The 16,254-nt window shown below is 69.0% G+C and carries 16 protein-coding genes and 1 pseudogene; 6 read left to right on the top strand and 11 right to left on the bottom strand.

Going from position 1 to position 16,254, the window contains the following annotated elements:
• Positions 1–13 precede the first annotated feature (13 nt).
• Positions 14–1,060, bottom strand: a complete 1,047-nt coding sequence (fni, locus tag G6N66_RS06980) for a type 2 isopentenyl-diphosphate Delta-isomerase (protein ID WP_085232236.1) — start codon at positions 1,058–1,060, stop codon at positions 14–16.
• A 128-nt stretch (positions 1,061–1,188) separates the two neighbouring features.
• On the opposite strand from fni, the gene G6N66_RS06975 reads away from it, so the two are divergent.
• The 3 genes from G6N66_RS06975 to G6N66_RS06965 all read left to right on the top strand — a co-directional run bounded on the left by G6N66_RS06975 (position 1,189) and on the right by G6N66_RS06965 (position 3,646).
• Positions 1,189–1,677 (top strand): TspO/MBR family protein, encoded by a 489-nt coding sequence (locus G6N66_RS06975; RefSeq protein WP_085232427.1) that lies wholly within the window; start codon positions 1,189–1,191, stop codon positions 1,675–1,677.
• On the top strand, positions 1,677–3,014 hold the full coding sequence (locus G6N66_RS06970) for a cryptochrome/photolyase family protein (RefSeq protein ID WP_085232237.1): 1,338 nt from the start codon (positions 1,677–1,679) through the stop codon (positions 3,012–3,014). Before G6N66_RS06975 ends, G6N66_RS06970 begins: the two co-directional genes overlap by 1 nt.
• A gap of 89 nt (positions 3,015–3,103) precedes the next feature.
• Positions 3,104–3,646 (top strand): anti-apoptotic protein, encoded by a 543-nt coding sequence (locus tag G6N66_RS06965; protein WP_085232238.1) that lies wholly within the window; start codon positions 3,104–3,106, stop codon positions 3,644–3,646.
• 4 nt (positions 3,647–3,650) lie between these two features.
• Here the strand turns inward: G6N66_RS06965 and G6N66_RS06960 are convergent, their stop codons facing one another.
• Positions 3,651–4,388, bottom strand: a complete 738-nt coding sequence (locus G6N66_RS06960; protein WP_085232239.1) for an acyltransferase — start codon at positions 4,386–4,388, stop codon at positions 3,651–3,653.
• Between the two features lie 77 nt (positions 4,389–4,465).
• On the opposite strand from G6N66_RS06960, the gene G6N66_RS06955 reads away from it, so the two are divergent.
• Positions 4,466–5,746, top strand: coding sequence for a PQQ-binding-like beta-propeller repeat protein (locus G6N66_RS06955; protein ID WP_085232240.1), 1,281 nt, complete (start codon positions 4,466–4,468; stop codon positions 5,744–5,746).
• Positions 5,747–5,762: 16 nt separating this feature from the next.
• Positions 5,763–6,116, top strand: coding sequence for a hypothetical protein (locus G6N66_RS06950; RefSeq protein WP_085232241.1), 354 nt, complete (start codon positions 5,763–5,765; stop codon positions 6,114–6,116).
• On the opposite strand, the gene G6N66_RS06945 is transcribed toward G6N66_RS06950, so the two are convergent.
• The 8 genes and pseudogenes from G6N66_RS06945 to ctaD form a co-directional block, all read right to left on the bottom strand.
• Positions 6,113–6,805 (bottom strand): esterase, encoded by a 693-nt coding sequence (locus G6N66_RS06945; RefSeq protein WP_085232242.1) that lies wholly within the window; start codon positions 6,803–6,805, stop codon positions 6,113–6,115. The genes G6N66_RS06950 and G6N66_RS06945 overlap by 4 nt on opposite strands.
• Positions 6,806–6,845: 40 nt before the next feature.
• A complete protein-coding gene (locus tag G6N66_RS06940) occupies positions 6,846–8,018 on the bottom strand; it encodes a class I SAM-dependent methyltransferase (protein ID WP_085232428.1) in 1,173 nt (390 codons plus the stop codon).
• Complete coding sequence (locus tag G6N66_RS06935; RefSeq protein ID WP_085232243.1) at positions 8,015–8,998, bottom strand: class I SAM-dependent methyltransferase; 984 nt, start codon at positions 8,996–8,998, stop codon at positions 8,015–8,017. Before G6N66_RS06935 ends, G6N66_RS06940 begins: the two co-directional genes overlap by 4 nt.
• 20 nt (positions 8,999–9,018) lie before the next feature.
• A pseudogene (locus G6N66_RS06930) lies at positions 9,019–9,687 on the bottom strand (enoyl-CoA hydratase); the annotation flags it as partial.
• Positions 9,675–10,493, bottom strand: coding sequence for an NUDIX hydrolase (locus G6N66_RS06925; protein ID WP_085232245.1), 819 nt, complete (start codon positions 10,491–10,493; stop codon positions 9,675–9,677). The pseudogene G6N66_RS06930 and the gene G6N66_RS06925, both read right to left, overlap by 13 nt.
• On the bottom strand, positions 10,490–11,332 hold the full coding sequence (locus tag G6N66_RS06920) for an ABC transporter ATP-binding protein (protein WP_085232246.1): 843 nt from the start codon (positions 11,330–11,332) through the stop codon (positions 10,490–10,492). The genes G6N66_RS06925 and G6N66_RS06920 overlap by 4 nt, the downstream gene beginning before the upstream one ends.
• 87 nt (positions 11,333–11,419) lie before the next feature.
• A complete protein-coding gene (gene serB, locus G6N66_RS06915) occupies positions 11,420–12,655 on the bottom strand; it encodes a phosphoserine phosphatase SerB (protein ID WP_085232247.1) in 1,236 nt (411 codons plus the stop codon).
• Between the two features lie 9 nt (positions 12,656–12,664).
• Positions 12,665–14,410: an aa3-type cytochrome oxidase subunit I gene (gene ctaD / locus G6N66_RS06910; RefSeq protein WP_085232248.1), complete on the bottom strand. Its 1,746-nt coding sequence runs from the start codon at positions 14,408–14,410 to the stop codon at positions 12,665–12,667.
• A gap of 170 nt (positions 14,411–14,580) precedes the next feature.
• Here ctaD and G6N66_RS06905 point away from each other — a divergent pair, with 170 nt between their 5' ends.
• Positions 14,581–15,657, top strand: coding sequence for an iron-siderophore ABC transporter substrate-binding protein (locus tag G6N66_RS06905; protein WP_232079474.1), 1,077 nt, complete (start codon positions 14,581–14,583; stop codon positions 15,655–15,657).
• Here G6N66_RS06905 and G6N66_RS06900 read toward each other — a convergent pair.
• The gene (locus tag G6N66_RS06900; RefSeq protein ID WP_139825130.1) at positions 15,650–16,240 is read right to left on the bottom strand and encodes a hypothetical protein; all 591 of its coding nucleotides are present in this window, start codon (positions 16,238–16,240) and stop codon (positions 15,650–15,652) included. The genes G6N66_RS06905 and G6N66_RS06900 overlap by 8 nt on opposite strands.
• Positions 16,241–16,254: the final 14 nt, after the last annotated feature.

The raw sequence follows: 16,254 nt of genomic DNA, 5'->3' as shown, positions 1-16,254 counted from the left end.
GAGCGATCGACCGTCACGAGATCGGCGTGGCGCCAACGTCACGCAGCGCGCGCAGATCGACGGCGCCACACCCGTGCAGGCAGATCCGAAGCTCGTCGATGAACCGTTGCAGCCACACCGTCGCCGCGTCGGCGGACTCGATCGCCGGCGCCAACAACGGCCGGGCGACCGCCACCACGTCGGCGCCCAAGGCCAGCGCTTTGGCCGCGTCCATGCCAGTTCGGATTCCGCCCGAGGCCACCAGCGGGATGGCCGGTAGCGCCGCCCGTACCTCGGTGATCGCCTGCGCGGTCGGTATCCCCCAGTCGGCCAAATCCGGATGGCGCACTTCGCCGTAGCGGACCAGTTGCTCCACCCGCGACCACGATGTCCCCCCGGCGCCCGCCACGTCGATGGCGGCCACCGACGGCTCACCGGTGCGCGCCAGCAGCTCGGCGACGGCCGTGGCTCCGATCCCGTGGCCAACTTCCTTCAGCAGCACCGGATACCCCAGCAGGTCGGTCACGTCATGCAATCGATCCAGCGATCCGGCGAAGTCGGTGTCGCCATTGTGCTGCACGGCCTCTTGCAACGGATTGGTGTGCACGGCAAGCGCATTGGCGCCCACCCGGTCCAGGGCGTCGACGATGTCGGGCACGGCGTCCTTGGTCAATTGGGACAGGCCGATGTTGCCGAACAGCAGCACGTCGGGTGCCACGTCGCGCACCGCGAAGCTGGCGGCCGCCCGCTCGCCGAACACACCGTTGAGCATCACCCGCTGCGACCCCAGCATCATGCCTAGGCCGAGTCGTTGCGCCGCGGTGGCCAGGTTGCGGTTGATGGTGCCCGACAGCTGCGCGCCTCCGGTCATGGCGCCCACCAGGATCGGGGCCCGCAGCGGTGCGCCGAGGAACTCGGTCGACAGGTCGATGTCGTCCAGGTTGGTCTGGGTCAGGGCGTTGTAGGGCAGGCGATAGTGTTCCAGACCCGTCGTCAGGTTCTGATAGCCGACGTCACCGTCGAGGCACACGTCGATGTGGCGGCGTTTACGAACGGTCAGCTCGGCGCGCTCGGCGGTCATCGGAGATGCGTTTCGGTCACGCTTGAGGTGGTACCCGCGTCTGTAGCAAAAACTCGTCCTTAGGTTGTTAAGTTACTGAATGTTTAAGTGATTGAAATTACAGGTATAACGGCGTGGTGAAACCCACGGTGAAACCATCGACACTCGCTGCCACCAGCCTCGCCGTCGCCGCCGCGGCGGGGACCGGCAGCATCGCCAGCCCGGCACGCGCCGCGACCTGGTACGCGCGGATCCGTAAGCCGACCTACCAGCCGCCCGCCGTCGTCTTCCCCGTCATGTGGACCACGTTGTATGCCGACATCGCCGCCACGTCCGCCCTCGCCCTCGACCGGCTGCGCGCGTCCGGCCGCGACACCGAGGCGCGCCGATATGCCGCGGCGCTGGGGGTCAACCTGGGGCTCAACGCCGGATGGAGTTGGCTGTTCTTCCGCTACCACAAGCTGGGCGCGTCGGCGCTGGGCGCGGCGGTCCTGACGGCCAGCAGCGCCGACCTGGCCCGCCGCACCGCGCGGGCCGACCCTCGGGCCGGTGCGGCGCAGTCGCTCTACCCGTTGTGGGGCGCGTTCGCCACGTTCTTGTCCGCGCACATCTGGCGGCTCAACCGCGGTATGCGGTAATGCCCGCGCTGCTGTGGTTTCGACGCGACCTGCGCCTCGGGGACCATCCCGCGCTGGCCGAGGCCGTGGGGGCGACCGACGACAAGGACGTGCTCGCCTGCTTCGTGCTGGATCCGCGCCTGGAGAAAACGTCGGGCCCGCGGCGGATGCAATTCCTGGGCGATGCGCTGCGGCAACTGGACAACGACCTCGACGGGCGGCTACTGGTGGTCCGCGGCCGGCCCGAACAGCGGATCCCGTTGCTGGCCAAGCAGATCGACGCCTCGGCGGTGTACGTCTCGGAGGATTTCGCGCCCTTCGGCAAGCGCCGCGACGAGCGGGTGCGCGCGGAGCTGGGCGCGGTTCCGCTAATTTCGGCGGGGTCGCCGTATCTGGTCTCCCCCGGCCGGGTCGCCAAACCCGACGGTGAACCCTATCGGGTGTTCACGCCGTTTCTTCGCGCCTGGCGCGAAGCCGGCTGGCGAAAGCCGGCCAAGTCGGGCGCAAAATCGGCCGACTGGATCGACCCCGCGCGGCTGGGCGTCAAAGCGTGCGAGATCCCCGACCCGGGCGCGACATTGCACGTCGAGGCCGGCGAAGCCGCGGCGCTCAAGCAGTGGAAAGCCTTCGTGCACAACGGACTTGACAACTACAGCACCGACCGCAACCGGCCGGACCTCGAGGGTACCAGCAGGATGTCGGCGCACCTGAAGTTCGGCACGATCCACCCCCGCACCATGGTCGCCGACCTGAATCCGCGCACCGAGGGCGCGCAAACATACTTGCGGGAGTTGGCATTTCGCGACTTCTACGCCGACGTGTTGCACCACTGGCCGCACAGCGCCTGGCGCAATTGGAACAGCGGGTTCGACGGCATCGAGACCGACACCGGCGCGGCCGCCGAGCGCCGCTACGAATCGTGGAAAGCCGGCCAGACCGGTTTCCCCATCGTCGACGCCGGGATGCGCCAACTCCGCGAGACCGGCTTCCTGCACAACCGGGTGCGCATGATCGTCGCGTCGTTTCTGGTCAAGGACCTGCACCTGCCCTGGCAGTGGGGCGCGCAATGGTTCCTGGATCAACTCACCGACGGTGACATGGCCAACAACCAGCACGGCTGGCAGTGGTGCGCGGGCTGCGGCACCGACGCGGCGCCCTACTTCCGGGTGTTCAACCCGACCACACAGGGCGAGAAGTTCGATCCCTCCGGGGAATACATCCGGCGCTGGGTCCCCGAGCTGGCGGCGACCGACGACCCCCATCTGCGCAAGGGCGAGCGGCCGCCCCAATACCCGGAGCCGATCGTCGACCATGGCGCCGAGCGCGCCGAGGCGCTGCGCCGATACCACAGCCTCTGAACGAAAATTTGCAGAAATCGCATACCCGAAGCTGGTTGGCATGTAAATATCAGCCGATTCACAGTTGTCGACAGCCGCCAGGAGGCGATATGGCCCGCTCGATCGTTCGGACATTGCTGATCTCGGGCGCGGCCGTGGGCCTGATGGCCAGCGCCGGGGCCTGCTCGTGCTCGGTCGGAGCGAAATCGGTGCCCAAGGGCGATGTCGCCAACCAGATCACCCAAAAGTTGACGGACGGGGCGGGGAACAAGCCCGACTCGGTGACCTGTCCGACCGACCTGGTCGCCACCGTCGGCGCCACGCTGAACTGCGAGATGAAGGTCAAGAACCAGACCTTCAACGTCAATGTCACGGTCACCAGCGTCAACGGCAGCGACGTCAAATTCGACATGGTGGAGACCGTCGACAAGAACCAGGTGGCCGGCATCATCAGCGACAAACTGACCCAGCAGGTGGGCCGCAAACCCGACTCGGTGACCTGCCCGGACAACCTGAAGGGCACCGTGGGCGCGACCCTGCGCTGCCAACTCAGCGACCAGGGCCAGAAGTACGGCATCTCGGTGAACGTCACCAACGTCGACGCCGGCGACGTCAACTTCGACTTCAAGGTCGACGACCAGCCGACGCCCTAATTGATTAGCGGGCGGCCTTCTTGCGTTCGATGTCGGCCAGGGCGGCGGCCAGTTCGGCGCGCTGTGCGGCCGAAGTCTCCCAGGACAGCTTCCGGTTCTTGACCACCTTGGCCGGCGCCCCGACCGCGATCGAATAGTCCGGGATGTCGCCGCGGACCACCGCGTGCGAGCCCAGCACGCAGCCGCGTCCGATCGTGGTGCCGCGCAGCACGGTCACCTTCACCCCGACCCAGGTGTCCGGCCCGATTCGCACCGGGGACTTGACGATGCCCTGGTCCTTGATCGGCAGGTTGATGTCGTCCATGCGGTGGTCGAAGTCGCAGATGTAGCACCAGTCGGCCATCAGCGCCGAATCCCCGAGCTCGATGTCGAGGTAGCAGTTGATGACGTTGTCGCGGCCCAGCACCACCTTGTCGCCGAACCGCAGCGAGCCCTCGTGCGCCCGGATGGTGTTCTTGTCCCCGATGTGCACCCAGCGGCCGATCTCCAGCTGCGCCAGTTCCGGTGTCGCGTGAATCTCGACGCCCTTGCCGAGAAACACCATGCCACGGGTGATGATGTGCGGGTTGGCCAGCTTGAACTTCAGCAGCCGCCAGTAGCGCACCAGATACCACGGGGTGTAGGCCCGGTTGGCCAGCACCCACTTCAGCGACGCCAGCGTCAGGAACCTGGCCTGGCGTGGGTCGCGCAGCATGGAACCCCGCCAGCGGCGGTGCAGCGGCGCCCCCCACATGCTCGTCATGGCCGCAAAGCCTAACGCGACCGCGAGCCGCGCAGGCAATCAGGTTCGCGCGAGTCGCGGCGGGTTACCCTCACTCGGTGCTTGCCCGACTGCTGACGATTGCTTCCGCAATCGTGCTGACGGTGGGGCTGGGTGGTTGCGGCAACACCGACTCGTGGGTGGACGCGTCGGCCGCCCAAGGCTGGTCGGCGCAGTACGGCGACGCGTCCAATAGCAGCTACACCACGACCACCGGCGCCACCAAGCTGACGCTGCAATGGACGCGTTCGGTCAAGGGAAGCCTGGCGGCGGGGCCGGCGCTGGGTTCGCGCGGCTGGCTCGCGCTCAATGCGCAAACCCCCGCCGGATGCTCGTTCATGGAGTGGGAGAACAACGACAACGGGCGACAACGCTGGTGTGTGCGGCTGGTCCAGGGCGGCGGCTTCGGCGGTCCGCTGTTCGACGGCTTCGACAACCTCTACGTCGGCCAGCCGGGGGCGCTGCTGTCGTTTCCCCCGACCCAGTGGACACGCTGGCGCAAGCCGGTGATCGGGATGCCCTCCACCCCGCGGTTTCTGGGCGGCGGCCGCCTGCTGGTCGCCACCCACCTGGGCCAGGTGCTGATTTTCGATGCCCATCGCGGCGAGGTAGTCGGCACCGCGGTCGATTTGGTGGACGGCGTCGATCCCGCCGATGCGACGCGCGGGCTGGCCGATTGCGCGCCGGCCCGGCAGGGCTGCCCGGTCGCGGCCGCGCCCGCCTACTCGCCGGCCACCGGCACGGTGGTGCTGGGGGTCTGGCAGCCGGGCGCCGCGGCCGCGACGCTGGTCGGGCTGAAGTACCGCTCGGCGCAGACCGAGCTGGCCCGCGAGTGGACCAGCGACGCCGTCGGCGCCGGGGTGCTGGCCAGTCCGGTGTTGTCCGCGGACGGGTCGACCGTCTACGTCAACGGCCGCGACCAACGGTTGTGGGCGCTGCACACGGCCGACGGCAAACCGAAATGGTCAGTGCCGCTTGGGTTTCTGGCGCAGACGCCGCCGGCGGTGACGCCGCAGGGCCTGATCGTGGCGGGGGGCGGGCCCGACACCCGGCTGACGGCGTTCCGCGACGCCGGTGACCATGCCGAGCAGATCTGGCGCCGCGACGACGTCGCGCCGTTGTCGACGTCGAGCCTGGCCGGCGCGGGCGTCGGCTACACCGTGGCCGGCGATCCGAACGGCATGTCGTTGCTGGTGTTCGATCCGGCCACCGGGCACACGATCAACAGCTATGCACTGCCGGCGGCCACCGGCTATCCGGTCGGGGTGTCGGTGGCCAACGACCGCCGGGTGGTGACCGCCACCAGCGACGGCCAGGTCTACGGTTTCTCGCCGGCCTGACGGCAATACTGGTGTGATGCCGAACGACACCCCAGCAGGCCGGGCGGCGGACATCGTCGGCACGATCGTGGTGGTGATTGTCCACGGCGTGTTGTGGGTGGCGACGTACACGCTGCTGGGATTGTTCGTCATGGTCACCGATCCGTGCGGCGGCTCCCGGCCGTGCGGCGACCCCGCCTGGATCGGCCGGGCCATGTGGCTGGGGCTCGGGGCCGGCGGTGCGGTCTTCGTCGCCACCCTCGTCGTCGCCATCATGCGGCTCGTTCGCCACCGGCTCGCCTTCGTCGTCCCGCTCATCGGGTGCGCCGCGCAGCTGGCGCTGGGCGTCGGCGCGGTGGCCATGGAGTTTCAGGCCGGCCCGGTCTCCTAGAGCGCCAGCGGCGGGATGGCGTTGCGCGGCACGGCGGCCTGGGCGGCACCGGCGAAGGCCGGCAGCATCTCACCCGGGGCGAAGTAGAAGATCAGTTGATCGTCGGTGATGGCGAAGTTCTGGTAGTGCGACGGGTCCAGGCCGGTCGACGGCAATATCGCCGCGCCCAGCGGGTTCTGCCGCTGCAGCTCGTTTTTCACCAGCGGGAAGATGCTGTCCAGCGGCGTGGTTCCGGGCGCGAACAAAGTGTCGAAGGTGATGGGCGCCTTGGCGCCCAGGTTGTAGTTGAACGCCTTGTACCAGGTGGTCGGGCGCGCGCCGCCGAGGTCCTGGAAAAACTTGAGCACCACGCTGCGGGTGTTGTGCGGCGGCTGGCCCGAGCTGTGTTGCTCGGTGGTGGCCTCCATCTGATAGGGCTGATCACGGCTCCCGGAACTCTGGGCGACGCTGAGGAACCCGTCGCGGTTTTGCGTGATGTAGTCGGTCAGCGCCTGTTCGTCGGGATAGTCGGTGGGAAACGTCATGGTGAGCGTGTAGCTGGGCGTCGACGTGCGCAGACGGCAGGTCTGGGCGTCCGCCATGGTGCCGCCCAGGCTGGCGCAGGTGGGCGGCGCGGCCGAACTATGAGCCGCCGGCCCGCTCACTAGAACCGCGGCGGTCAGCACCGCCGCCGCTATCAGGTAACGCATCGTCCCCCTTAAGAAATGACCGCCGCCAGCGTACCGGGGCTTAGCGCGAAGCCCGGCAAACGTAGGCCGCCGCGTGGCCGGCGGGGCCGGCGCCGACGCGGGTGATGACCAGCGACAGGGGTTGGCTGCCGCGCGGCCGCAGCCGTCGGCGCAGCGCGTCGGGGTCCACCCGCACGCCGCGGACCAGGATCTCCAGCGCGCCGCAATCCCGCGCCGACAGCGCCCGGCGCAGCCGGCGCTCGTCGAACGCCAGCTGCTCGAGCACCTCGAAGCCGCGCATCCCCGACGGCAGTTGGTCTCCGGACAGATAGGCGATGGCGGGGTCAAGTTGCCACAGTCCGTGCCGGGCCGCAAAGTGGCGCACCAGGCCGGCCCGCACCACCGCCCCATCCGGGTCGACGATCCATCGGCCCGCGGGCCGCACCGGGCAGTCGTCGGGATCGGTGTCGGTGAGCTGTTCGCCGGTATCGAGGATGCTGGCCCGCCGGCGCACACCCGGCCCCGCCACGCCGGGTGACCACAGGCACGCTTCGCGCACCGAGCCGCGATACGACGTCACCTCGATCTCGCCGCCGAAGCCGAGCCGGTCCAGATAGCCGAAATCTATTCCGGGAGCGCACTTTACGACGATATCCCGGCCGTCATAACAGTCCAACACCTGACTTAGGCCGGGCCGATAGTCGTCCGGCCTGAAGCGCCGCTGCCCGCCGCGGCGGCGAGCCGGGTCGACGAGGACCACCGCGTCGCGGGTGACCGGGTGCAGCGCGTCGGCACGGCACAGGCGAGCGCAGTGCCCGAGGTTGTGGCGCGCCATCGCCAACCGCACCGGATCGATGTCGCTGCCCAGCGCCGAGACGGCGCACCGGGCTAACGCGGCCACCTCGGTGCCGATCGAACAGGTCGCGTCGTGCACGACGCGGCCGGCCAGCCGGCGGGCCCGGTGCAGGGCCACCGGCGCCGCGGTGGCCTGCTGCAGCGCCTCGTCGGTGAACAGCCAGCCGGCGACCTCCAGCTCCCCCAGCTTTTCCGGCGCCCGGCGGCGCAGCAGCGTCGTCTCCACCAGCGCCGGCGCGCGGTCACCGAATCGCGCCCGCACTGCGGCGATATCGGCGATGCGGGTCGCGTCGGTCAGCTCGAACTCGGCGACCGCTGCCAACGCCTCGGCACCGGATTCCGAGGAGAGGTACCTGACGTCGTCGACGCTGAAGGTCAGGACGGCTTGGTCCCGGTGATCATCACGTTGTAGAACCAGCCCTTGGGCAGCACCCGCCGCCAGACGTTGGCGTCCAGCCAGCTCAGCGTCTTCCAGCTGTTGAACGCGAACTTCGCCCAGCCCCAGCCCAGCTTCTCGGGCGGGACGGCGCACTCGAACGTGCGCAGCGGCCAGCCCAGCATCGCGGCGCTGAACTCCACGGTGGCGGTCTGCACCCGCGTCGCGCCGGCGTTGGTAGCCATCCGCTCCAGCTCGCCCGGGGTGAAGGTGTGCAGGTCGACCAGCGCCTCGAGCGCGGCCGCGCGCGACGACTCGTCGAGTTCGCCCTGCGGGCGCCGCCAGTCGGTGAGGCCGGGCAGCTTGGTGGCGTTGGTGACCACCCGCCAGGTCAGGGTGGACAGCGTGCGGGCGTAGCCGTCGCCGACGGTGGTGGGCTCGCCGGCGAACACGAACCGGCCACCCGGACGCAACACCCGGATCACCTCGCGCAGCGACAGCTCGACGTCGGGGATGTGGTGCAGCACGGCGTGCCCGACGACCAGATCGAAGGTGTCGTCGTCGTACGGGATGCCCTCGGCGTCGGCGACCCGGCCGTCGATGTCCAGCCCGAGCGATTGCCCGTTGCGGGTGGCGACCTTGACCATGCCGGGCGACAGGTCGGTCACCGACCCGCGCCGCGCGACGCCGGACTGGATCAGGTTAAGCAGGAAAAACCCTGTGCCGCAACCCAATTCGAGAGCACGATCGTAGGGCAGCTCGCGCAGGACGTCGTCGGGCACGACGCCGTCGAAGCAGTCCCGCGCGTAGTCGACGCAGCGCTGGTCATAGGAGATCGACCATTTTTCGTCGTAGGTCTCGGCTTCCCAGTCGTGGTAGAGCACCTGGGCGAGCTTGCTGTCGTGCCGTGCGGCCTCCACCTGTTCGGCGGTGGCATGCGGATTCGGAGCGGCGTCAGCGGGGATCTTCGAACTCCTCGTCATGGGGGCCAAGCCTAACGGTCGACGGAATTGATGCCGGCCTTGGCGGCGGCCAGCGCATCGCGCGGGCCGTCGAGAAACCGGCGTGCCCACGCGGCGGCGGCGTCATAGACGTCGTCGGGGGCCACCATCTCGTCGATGAGGCCCAGCGCCAGGGCTTCCTCGGCGTCGATGAAGCGCCCGCTGAACACCAGCTCCTTGGCCCTGCTGGCGCCGGTCACCCGGGTCAGCCGGGCCATTCCGTCGGTTCCGGGCACCCGGCCGGCCAGGATCTCGGTCGCGCCGAACTTCACGTTGTCGCCGCTGACCCGCCAGTCGGCGGCCAGGGCCAGCGTGAGGCCCGCGCCCAGCGCGTAGCCGGTGATCGCGGCCACCGTCGGCTTGGGGATCGCCGCGACGGCGTCGATCGCCTCGCGGCGCACCCGGGCCGCGGTGTCGGCCTCGGCCGGGTTCAGCGTCTGCAGTTCGGGCAGGTCGTCGCCGGCCGAGAAGATTTCGTGGCCACCGAACAGGATCACCACGGCGACGTCGTCGCGGCGCCCCAGCTCGGCGGCCGCGGCCGCGATCTCGCGGTAGACCTGCCGGGTCATCGCGTTGGTCGGCGGTCGCGACAGCAGCAACATGGCCAGCCCGGGATCCCGCGAGCCGTCGCTGACCACGGTGGACACGAATTCGCTTGTCATAGCGGCCATTCCATCGCGCCGCCCGCCTGGCGCGCCGCGTGGTAGCGGTCGGAGTCGAAGAACTCGAACACCCAGTTGTCGCCGCGCTTCTCCAGCAGCGGCTGCACCGGCGAGATCTGTCGCTCGACTGCCAGCACGTCGGCGACGGTGCGGCCGGCCAGCGCGTCCAGCTGCGTCCAGGTCGGCGGCAGCAGGACGTTGCGTCCGGCCTCGAAGTCGGCGATGGCGTCCCGGGGCCAGGCCCATCCGGAACTGTCGGATTCGGTGTTGTCGCCGTCGGCGCGCTGACCCTGCGGCAGGGCCGCCACGAAGAAGTAGGTGTCGTAGCGGCGGGTGCGTTCGGCTTCGGGGGTGACCCAATTCGCCCACGGCCGTAGCAGATCCGAGCGCAGCACCAAATTTTCGGTGCGCAGGAAGTCGGCGAACGACAGCGTCCGGTCGGCGAGCGCGCGGCGGGCGTCGCCATAGACCGAGGCGTCACCGACGATGCCGTGGGGATCGTCGACGGGCCCGGCGAACAGCACCCCCGACTCCTCGAACGTCTCCCGCGCCGCCGCGCACACCAGCGCCTCGGCCAGCCCGGATTCGATGCCGAACCGCTCCGCCCACCACGACGGCGGCGGCCCGGCCCAGGCGATCTCGGCGTTGCGGTCGCGGTCGTCCACGCCGCCGCCGGGGAACACCATCGTGCCGGGGGCGAACTCCATCTTGGAGTGGCGGCGCATCAGGAAGACCTTCAGGCCCCCGGGAGCGTCGCGGATGAGCATCACGGTCGCGGCCGGACGCGCGGGTAGCGGTTCGAAAGGTTCGGTCATAGTTGTCTCCGATGGGCTGCGCGGGTGCGGACTCGCCGCGCGAAGTAGCGGCCGTCGACGACGTCCAGGGCGATCTCCTGCCCGAACGCGGCGGACAGATTCTGGGCGGTCAGCACGTCGGGCAGCAACCCCGCGGCGACCACCTGGCCCTCCGACAGCATCAGGCAGTGGCTGAAGCCCGGCGGCACCTCCTCGACGTGGTGGGTGACCAGCACCAGCGCGGGCGCGTCGGGGTCGGCGGCCAGATCGGCCAGCCTGGCCACCAGTTCCTCGCGCCCGCCCAGGTCCAGCCCGGCGGCCGGCTCGTCGAGCAGTAGCAGTTCCGGGTCGGTCATCAGGGCGCGGGCGATCAGCACGCGCTTGCGCTCGCCCTCGGACAGCGTCCCGTACGTGCGGTCGGCCAGGTGCTCGGCCCCCAGGCTCTCCAGCATGTCGATGGCTCGTCGGTAGTCGACGTCCTCGTAGCGCTCCCGCCATCGGCCCAGCACCGAATATCCGGCCGAGACCACCAGGTCGCGCACCACTTCGTCGGTGGGCACCCGCTGCGCCAGCACCGAGGAACTCAGCCCAATCCGAGCCCGCAACTCGCTGACGTCGACCCGACCCAGCCGCTCACCGAGCACGTAGGCGGCGCCCGACGACGGGTGTTCCATCGCCGCCGCGATGCGCAGCAGCGATGTCTTGCCGGCCCCGTTGGGGCCGATGATCACCCAGCGTTCGTCGAGTTCGACCGCCCAATCCAGCGGCCCCACCAGCACGTTGCCTCCGCGTCGCAGCGACACCTTGCGCAGGTCGATCAGCAGATCGGGGTCGGCCGTTTCGAGTCCGGTTTCGGGCACCCGACCATCGTGCCGTACCCCGGGCGAGCAGACGCAAAAGCCCCCATTCTGGGCGCGAAATAGGGGGTTATGCGTCTGCTCGCGCGGTTAGTCGGGCGGGATGTCGACACGACGGACCACCCCGTCGACCGCGTCGGCCGCCTCGATCTCGCCCCGCGTCACCCCGAGCAGAAACAGCACGGTGTCCAGGTAGGGATGGCTCAGCGACGCGTCGGCGACCTCACGCAGCGCGGGCTTGGCGTTGAACGCGATGCCCAGTCCGGCGGCGGCCAGCATGTCGATGTCGTTGGCGCCGTCGCCGACGGCGACGGTCTGCTCCATCGGCACGCCGGCCTGCTCGGCGAAGTCGCGCAGCGCCTTGGCCTTGCCGGCCCGGTCGATGATCGGCCCGACCGTGCGGCCGGTGAGCACCCCGTCGACGATCTCCAGCTCGTTGGCGGCGACGAAGTCCAGCATCAGCTCGTGGGCCAGCGGGTCGATGATCTTCCGGAAGCCGCCGGAGACCACCCCGCAGTGATAACCGAGCCGGCGCAGCGTGCGCAGCGTGGTGCGGGCGCCGGGCATCAGCTCCAGCTGGTCGGCGACCTCGTCGATGACCGTGGCGGGCAGCCCCGCCAGGGTGGCGACGCGCTGCTGCAAGGACTCGGCGAAATCCAGCTCGCCGCGCATCGCGGCCTCGGTGATCGCCGCGACCTTGCCCTGCGCCCCCGCGCGCGCGGCCAGCATCTCGATGACCTCGCCCTGCACCAGCGTCGAATCGACGTCGAAGACGATGAGCCGCTTGGCCCGTCGGTCCAGGCTGTAGGCCTCGAGGGCCACGTCGACGCCCTCCTCGCCGGCCACCCGGGTCAGGGTGGTCTGCAGTTCGGCTTCGGCGCCGGGCGGCACCGAGACGCGCAGCTCCAGACCGGTGACCGGATAGTCCGAGACGCCGCGGATCAGGTCGATGTTGACGCCCAGGGCGGCCACCTCGCGGGCCACCGCGCCGAACGCCTGGGCGGTGATGGGCCGGCCCAGCACCATGATGGTGTGGGTGGACGGTGCCCGGATGATCGGCACGTCGTCGCTGCGCTCGATCGTGACATCGAGGCCCACCCGGTGAATCGCCGTTGCGACATCGTCGCGCAACGCCGTGCCGTCGGCGACTTCCGGTGGGCAACACACCAGCACGCCCAGGGTGAGCCGGCCCCGGATCACCACCTGTTCGACGTTGAGCAGCTCGACGCCGTGTCGGGACAACACCTCGAACAGCGCCGACGTCACACCTGGCTGATCCACGCCGGTGACGGTGATCAGCACCGACACCTTAGGAGGTGTGCTCACCCCAAACCGTCAGCTGCGGACGTTGACGTCGTCGATCCGCGTGACGTCTTTGCCTTCGTGCCCGTGGGCGCGCCCGACATGGGATTCGGCGCGCATCCGCTCCACCATGTGCGGGTAATGCAACTCGAACGCCGGACGCTCGGAGCGGATACGGGGCAGTTCGGTGAAGTTGTGCCGCGGCGGCGGGCAGCTGGTCGCCCACTCCAGCGAGTTGCCGTATCCCCACGGGTCGTCCACGGTGACGACCTCGCCGTAGCGCCAGCTCTTGAAGACGTTCCACACGAACGGGAACATCGACGCGCCCAGGGTGAAGGCCCCGATGGTCGAGACGACGTTCAGCGCGGTGAAGCCGTCGGTGGACAGGTAGTCCGCGTAGCGGCGCGGCATGCCCTTGTCGCCCAACCAGTGCTGCACCAGGAACGTGGTGTGAAAACCGATGAACGTCAACCAGAAGTGCAGCTTGCCCAGCCGCTCGTCGAGCAGCCGGCCGGTCATCTTCGGGAACCAGAAGTAGATCCCGGCATAGGTGGCGAACACGATGGTGCCGAACAGCACGTAATGGAAGTGCGCGACGACGAAATAGGTGTCGGACACGTGGAAGTCCAGCGGCGGGCTGGCCAGCAGCACACCGGTCAGGCCACCCAGCAGGAAGGTGATCAAAAAGCCGACCGAAAACAGCATCGGCGTCTCAAAGGTCAACTGCCCCTTCCACATTGTGCCGATCCAGTTGAAGAACTTGATCCCGGTCGGCACCGCGATCAGATACGTCATGAACGAAAAGAACGGCAGCAGAACGGCTCCGGTGGTGAACATGTGGTGCGCCCACACGGCGACCGACAACGCGGCGATCGACAGCGTCGCGTACACCAGCGTGGTGTAGCCGAAGATCGGCTTGCGGGAGAACACCGGGAAGATCTCGGTCACGATCCCGAAGAACGGCAGCGCGATGATGTAGACCTCGGGGTGGCCGAAGAACCAGAACAGGTGCTGCCACAACAAGACTCCGCCATTGGCCGGGTCGTAGACGTGCGCCCCCAGGTGCCGGTCGGCGGCCAGCCCGAACAGCGCAGCCGTCAGCAGCGGGAAGGCGATCAGCACCAGGACGGACGTCACCAGGATGTTCCAGGTGAAGATCGGCATGCGGAACATCGTCATCCCGGGCGCGCGCATGCACACCACGGTGGTGATCATGTTGACCGCGCCCAGGATGGTGCCCAGGCCGGCCACCGCCAGACCCATGATCCACAGGTCACCGCCCGGACCGGGCGAATGGATGGCGTCGGTCAGCGGGGTGTAGGCGGTCCAGCCGAAGTCGGCGGCGCCGCCCGGGGTGATGAAGCCGCCGATCGCGATCAGCGCGCCGAACAGGAACAGCCAGAACGAGAAGGCGTTCAGCCGGGGGAACGCCACGTCGGGCGCGCCGATTTGCAGCGGCAGCACCAGGTTCGCGAAGCCGAACACGATCGGGGTGGCGTAGAACAGCAACATGATCGTGCCGTGCATGGTGAACAGCTGGTTGAACTGCTCATTCGACAAGAACTGCATGCCGGGCTGCGCCAACTCGCTGCGCATCAGCAGCGCCAGCAGGCCGCCGACGAAGAAGAAGATGAAGCAGGCGACGCAGTACATGATGCCGATCAGCTTGTGATCGGTCGTGGTGATCAGTTTGTAGACAAGGTTCCCTTTGGGACCGGTTCGGGCCGGGTACGGCCGGACGGCTTCGAGTTCTCCCAACGGGGGCGCTTCGGCTGTCAACAGCTCCTCCAGACATCCATCACCGGACAGGGGTGAAAACCCACAACTGACACGAATCTTAGCCCCCGCTCGGGGCGGCGGCAGGCCTGGTCCTACAAACTGTCGTAATTGGTTCGGGCCGGCCGGGTGTTACCGTCGAACGCGTGCTGTTCGGCCGCAGGCAACCGAGGTTGGCCGCCGCCATACTCGCAGCATGCGCCGTCGCGGCGGGCAGCGCGTGCGGCTCCGATCACCCCCCCGCGACGTCGCGTTCGCTGGTCACCCCGACCACCCAGATCGCCGGCGCCGGCGTGCTGGGCAACGACCGCAAGCCCGACGAGGCGTGCGCGCGCGACGCGGCGGCCGCGGACCCGGGTCCGGCGACCCGGCCCGCGCACAACGCCGCGGGTGTCACGCCCGACGTGGCCGAGGTGCGGGCCGAGCCGCAACGCATCGTGGTGCTCTCCGGCGATCAGCTCGACGCGCTGTGTGCGCTGGGCCTGCAATCGCGGGTCGTCGCGGCCGCCCTGCCGGACGACTCGTCGGGCCAGCCGTCGTATCTGGGCAGCGCGGTGCACGGCCTGCCCGGCGTCGGCACCCGCAGCTCCCCCGACCTCAACGCGATCAGCGCGGCGCATCCGGATCTGATCCTCGGCTCGGTGGCGCTGACGCCGAAGTTGTATCCGCAGCTGGCGGCGATCGCGCCGACGGTGTTCACCGCGGCCCCGGGTTCGGCCTGGGAGGACAACGTTCGTGCGGTCGGGGCCGCCACCGCGCGCGCCGGCGCCGCCGACGCCCTGATCGACGGCTTCGCGCAGCGGGCCGAACACATCGGGGCCAGCCATGACGCCGCGCATTTTCAGGCGTCGATCGTGCGGCTCACCGACAAGACCATGCGGGTGTACGGGGCCAACAACTTTCCGGCCAGCGTGCTGGCCGCCGTCGGCGTGGACCGGCCCGCTGCCCAGCGCTTCACCGACAAGCCCTACCTCGAAATCGGCACCACCGACGCGGATTTGGCGAAGTCGCCGGACCCGACGGACTATTCGGTGGCCGACGCCGACATCATCTACGTGTCGTGCGCGACCCCGGCCGCCGCGCAGCGCGCGGCCACCATCTTCGACAGCAACCCGTGGCGCAAGCTGTCCGCCAACCGCGACAACCGGGTCTTCGTCGTCAACGACGAGATTTGGCAGACCGGCGAGGGCGTGATCGCGGCCCGCGGCATCGTCGACGATCTGCGCTGGCTCAACGCCCCGATCAACTAGCCGCGCGAGCGTCAACTCGAGTGCGCGACATGGCAATTCCCAGTATCACCAGCGGGACCAGCCACACCAGACTGACGTACGGATGCGCCCGATACAGGCCCAGGGCGCTGGCTCGGGCGTCGAGAAATCCCGCGATGAACGCCGGCGCCGACCACCACCACCGGAACGGCCGGTGCGATGCGAGCCCGAACGCGATCAGCGCCATCCCGGTGACGAGGGGCAGATAGTGGCTGTACGCGTAATGGGTGCCGTTGCGGCCGTCGTCCATTAGGAGAAAGCCCCAGTAGAGCCCCCGCAACGCGGCGGCCGCGCAGGTGATCCAGGCGAACACGGCGGCGACCCGCTGTGTCGTCCCGCAGCGAATCGCGACCACACCGAAGGCCAGCGCAAGGGTCAGCCAGAGCATCAGATAGACGGCGGTTATCCAGGTCCAGTCGAAATGCGGGCCGTGCAGGCGGACGATGCGGAACGTGGCATACGTTGCGGCAAAAGCGACGATGATCGCGCCGGGCAGCACGAAATTCCACGTGCTAGACAACGGCTGATCGGTCCGATCAAGCTGATCGCTTCGAATGTTCCCCACCCGCGCCAAGGTAT

The sequence above is a fragment of the Mycobacterium conspicuum genome (assembly GCF_010730195.1).
GTDB lineage: Bacteria > Actinomycetota > Actinomycetes > Mycobacteriales > Mycobacteriaceae > Mycobacterium > Mycobacterium conspicuum.
This window is presented reverse-complemented; position numbering and strand designations above follow the sequence as displayed.

Excerpts from the sequence above, each read along its gene's own strand:
- fni (WP_085232236.1), bottom strand. The coding sequence starts at position 1,060 with ATGACCGCCGAGCGCGCCGAGCTGACCGTTCGTAAACGCCGCCACATC.
- G6N66_RS06935 (WP_085232243.1), bottom strand. The coding sequence starts at position 8,998 with ATGACGAGGAGTTCGAAGATCCCCGCTGACGCCGCTCCGAATCCGCAT.
- G6N66_RS06970 (WP_085232237.1), top strand. The coding sequence starts at position 1,677 with ATGCCCGCGCTGCTGTGGTTTCGACGCGACCTGCGCCTCGGGGACCAT.
- G6N66_RS06965 (WP_085232238.1), top strand. The coding sequence starts at position 3,104 with ATGGCCCGCTCGATCGTTCGGACATTGCTGATCTCGGGCGCGGCCGTG.
- G6N66_RS06960 (WP_085232239.1), bottom strand. The coding sequence starts at position 4,388 with ATGACGAGCATGTGGGGGGCGCCGCTGCACCGCCGCTGGCGGGGTTCC.
- G6N66_RS06945 (WP_085232242.1), bottom strand. The coding sequence starts at position 6,805 with ATGCGTTACCTGATAGCGGCGGCGGTGCTGACCGCCGCGGTTCTAGTG.
- G6N66_RS06925 (WP_085232245.1), bottom strand. The coding sequence starts at position 10,493 with ATGACCGAACCTTTCGAACCGCTACCCGCGCGTCCGGCCGCGACCGTG.
- G6N66_RS06950 (WP_085232241.1), top strand. The coding sequence starts at position 5,763 with ATGCCGAACGACACCCCAGCAGGCCGGGCGGCGGACATCGTCGGCACG.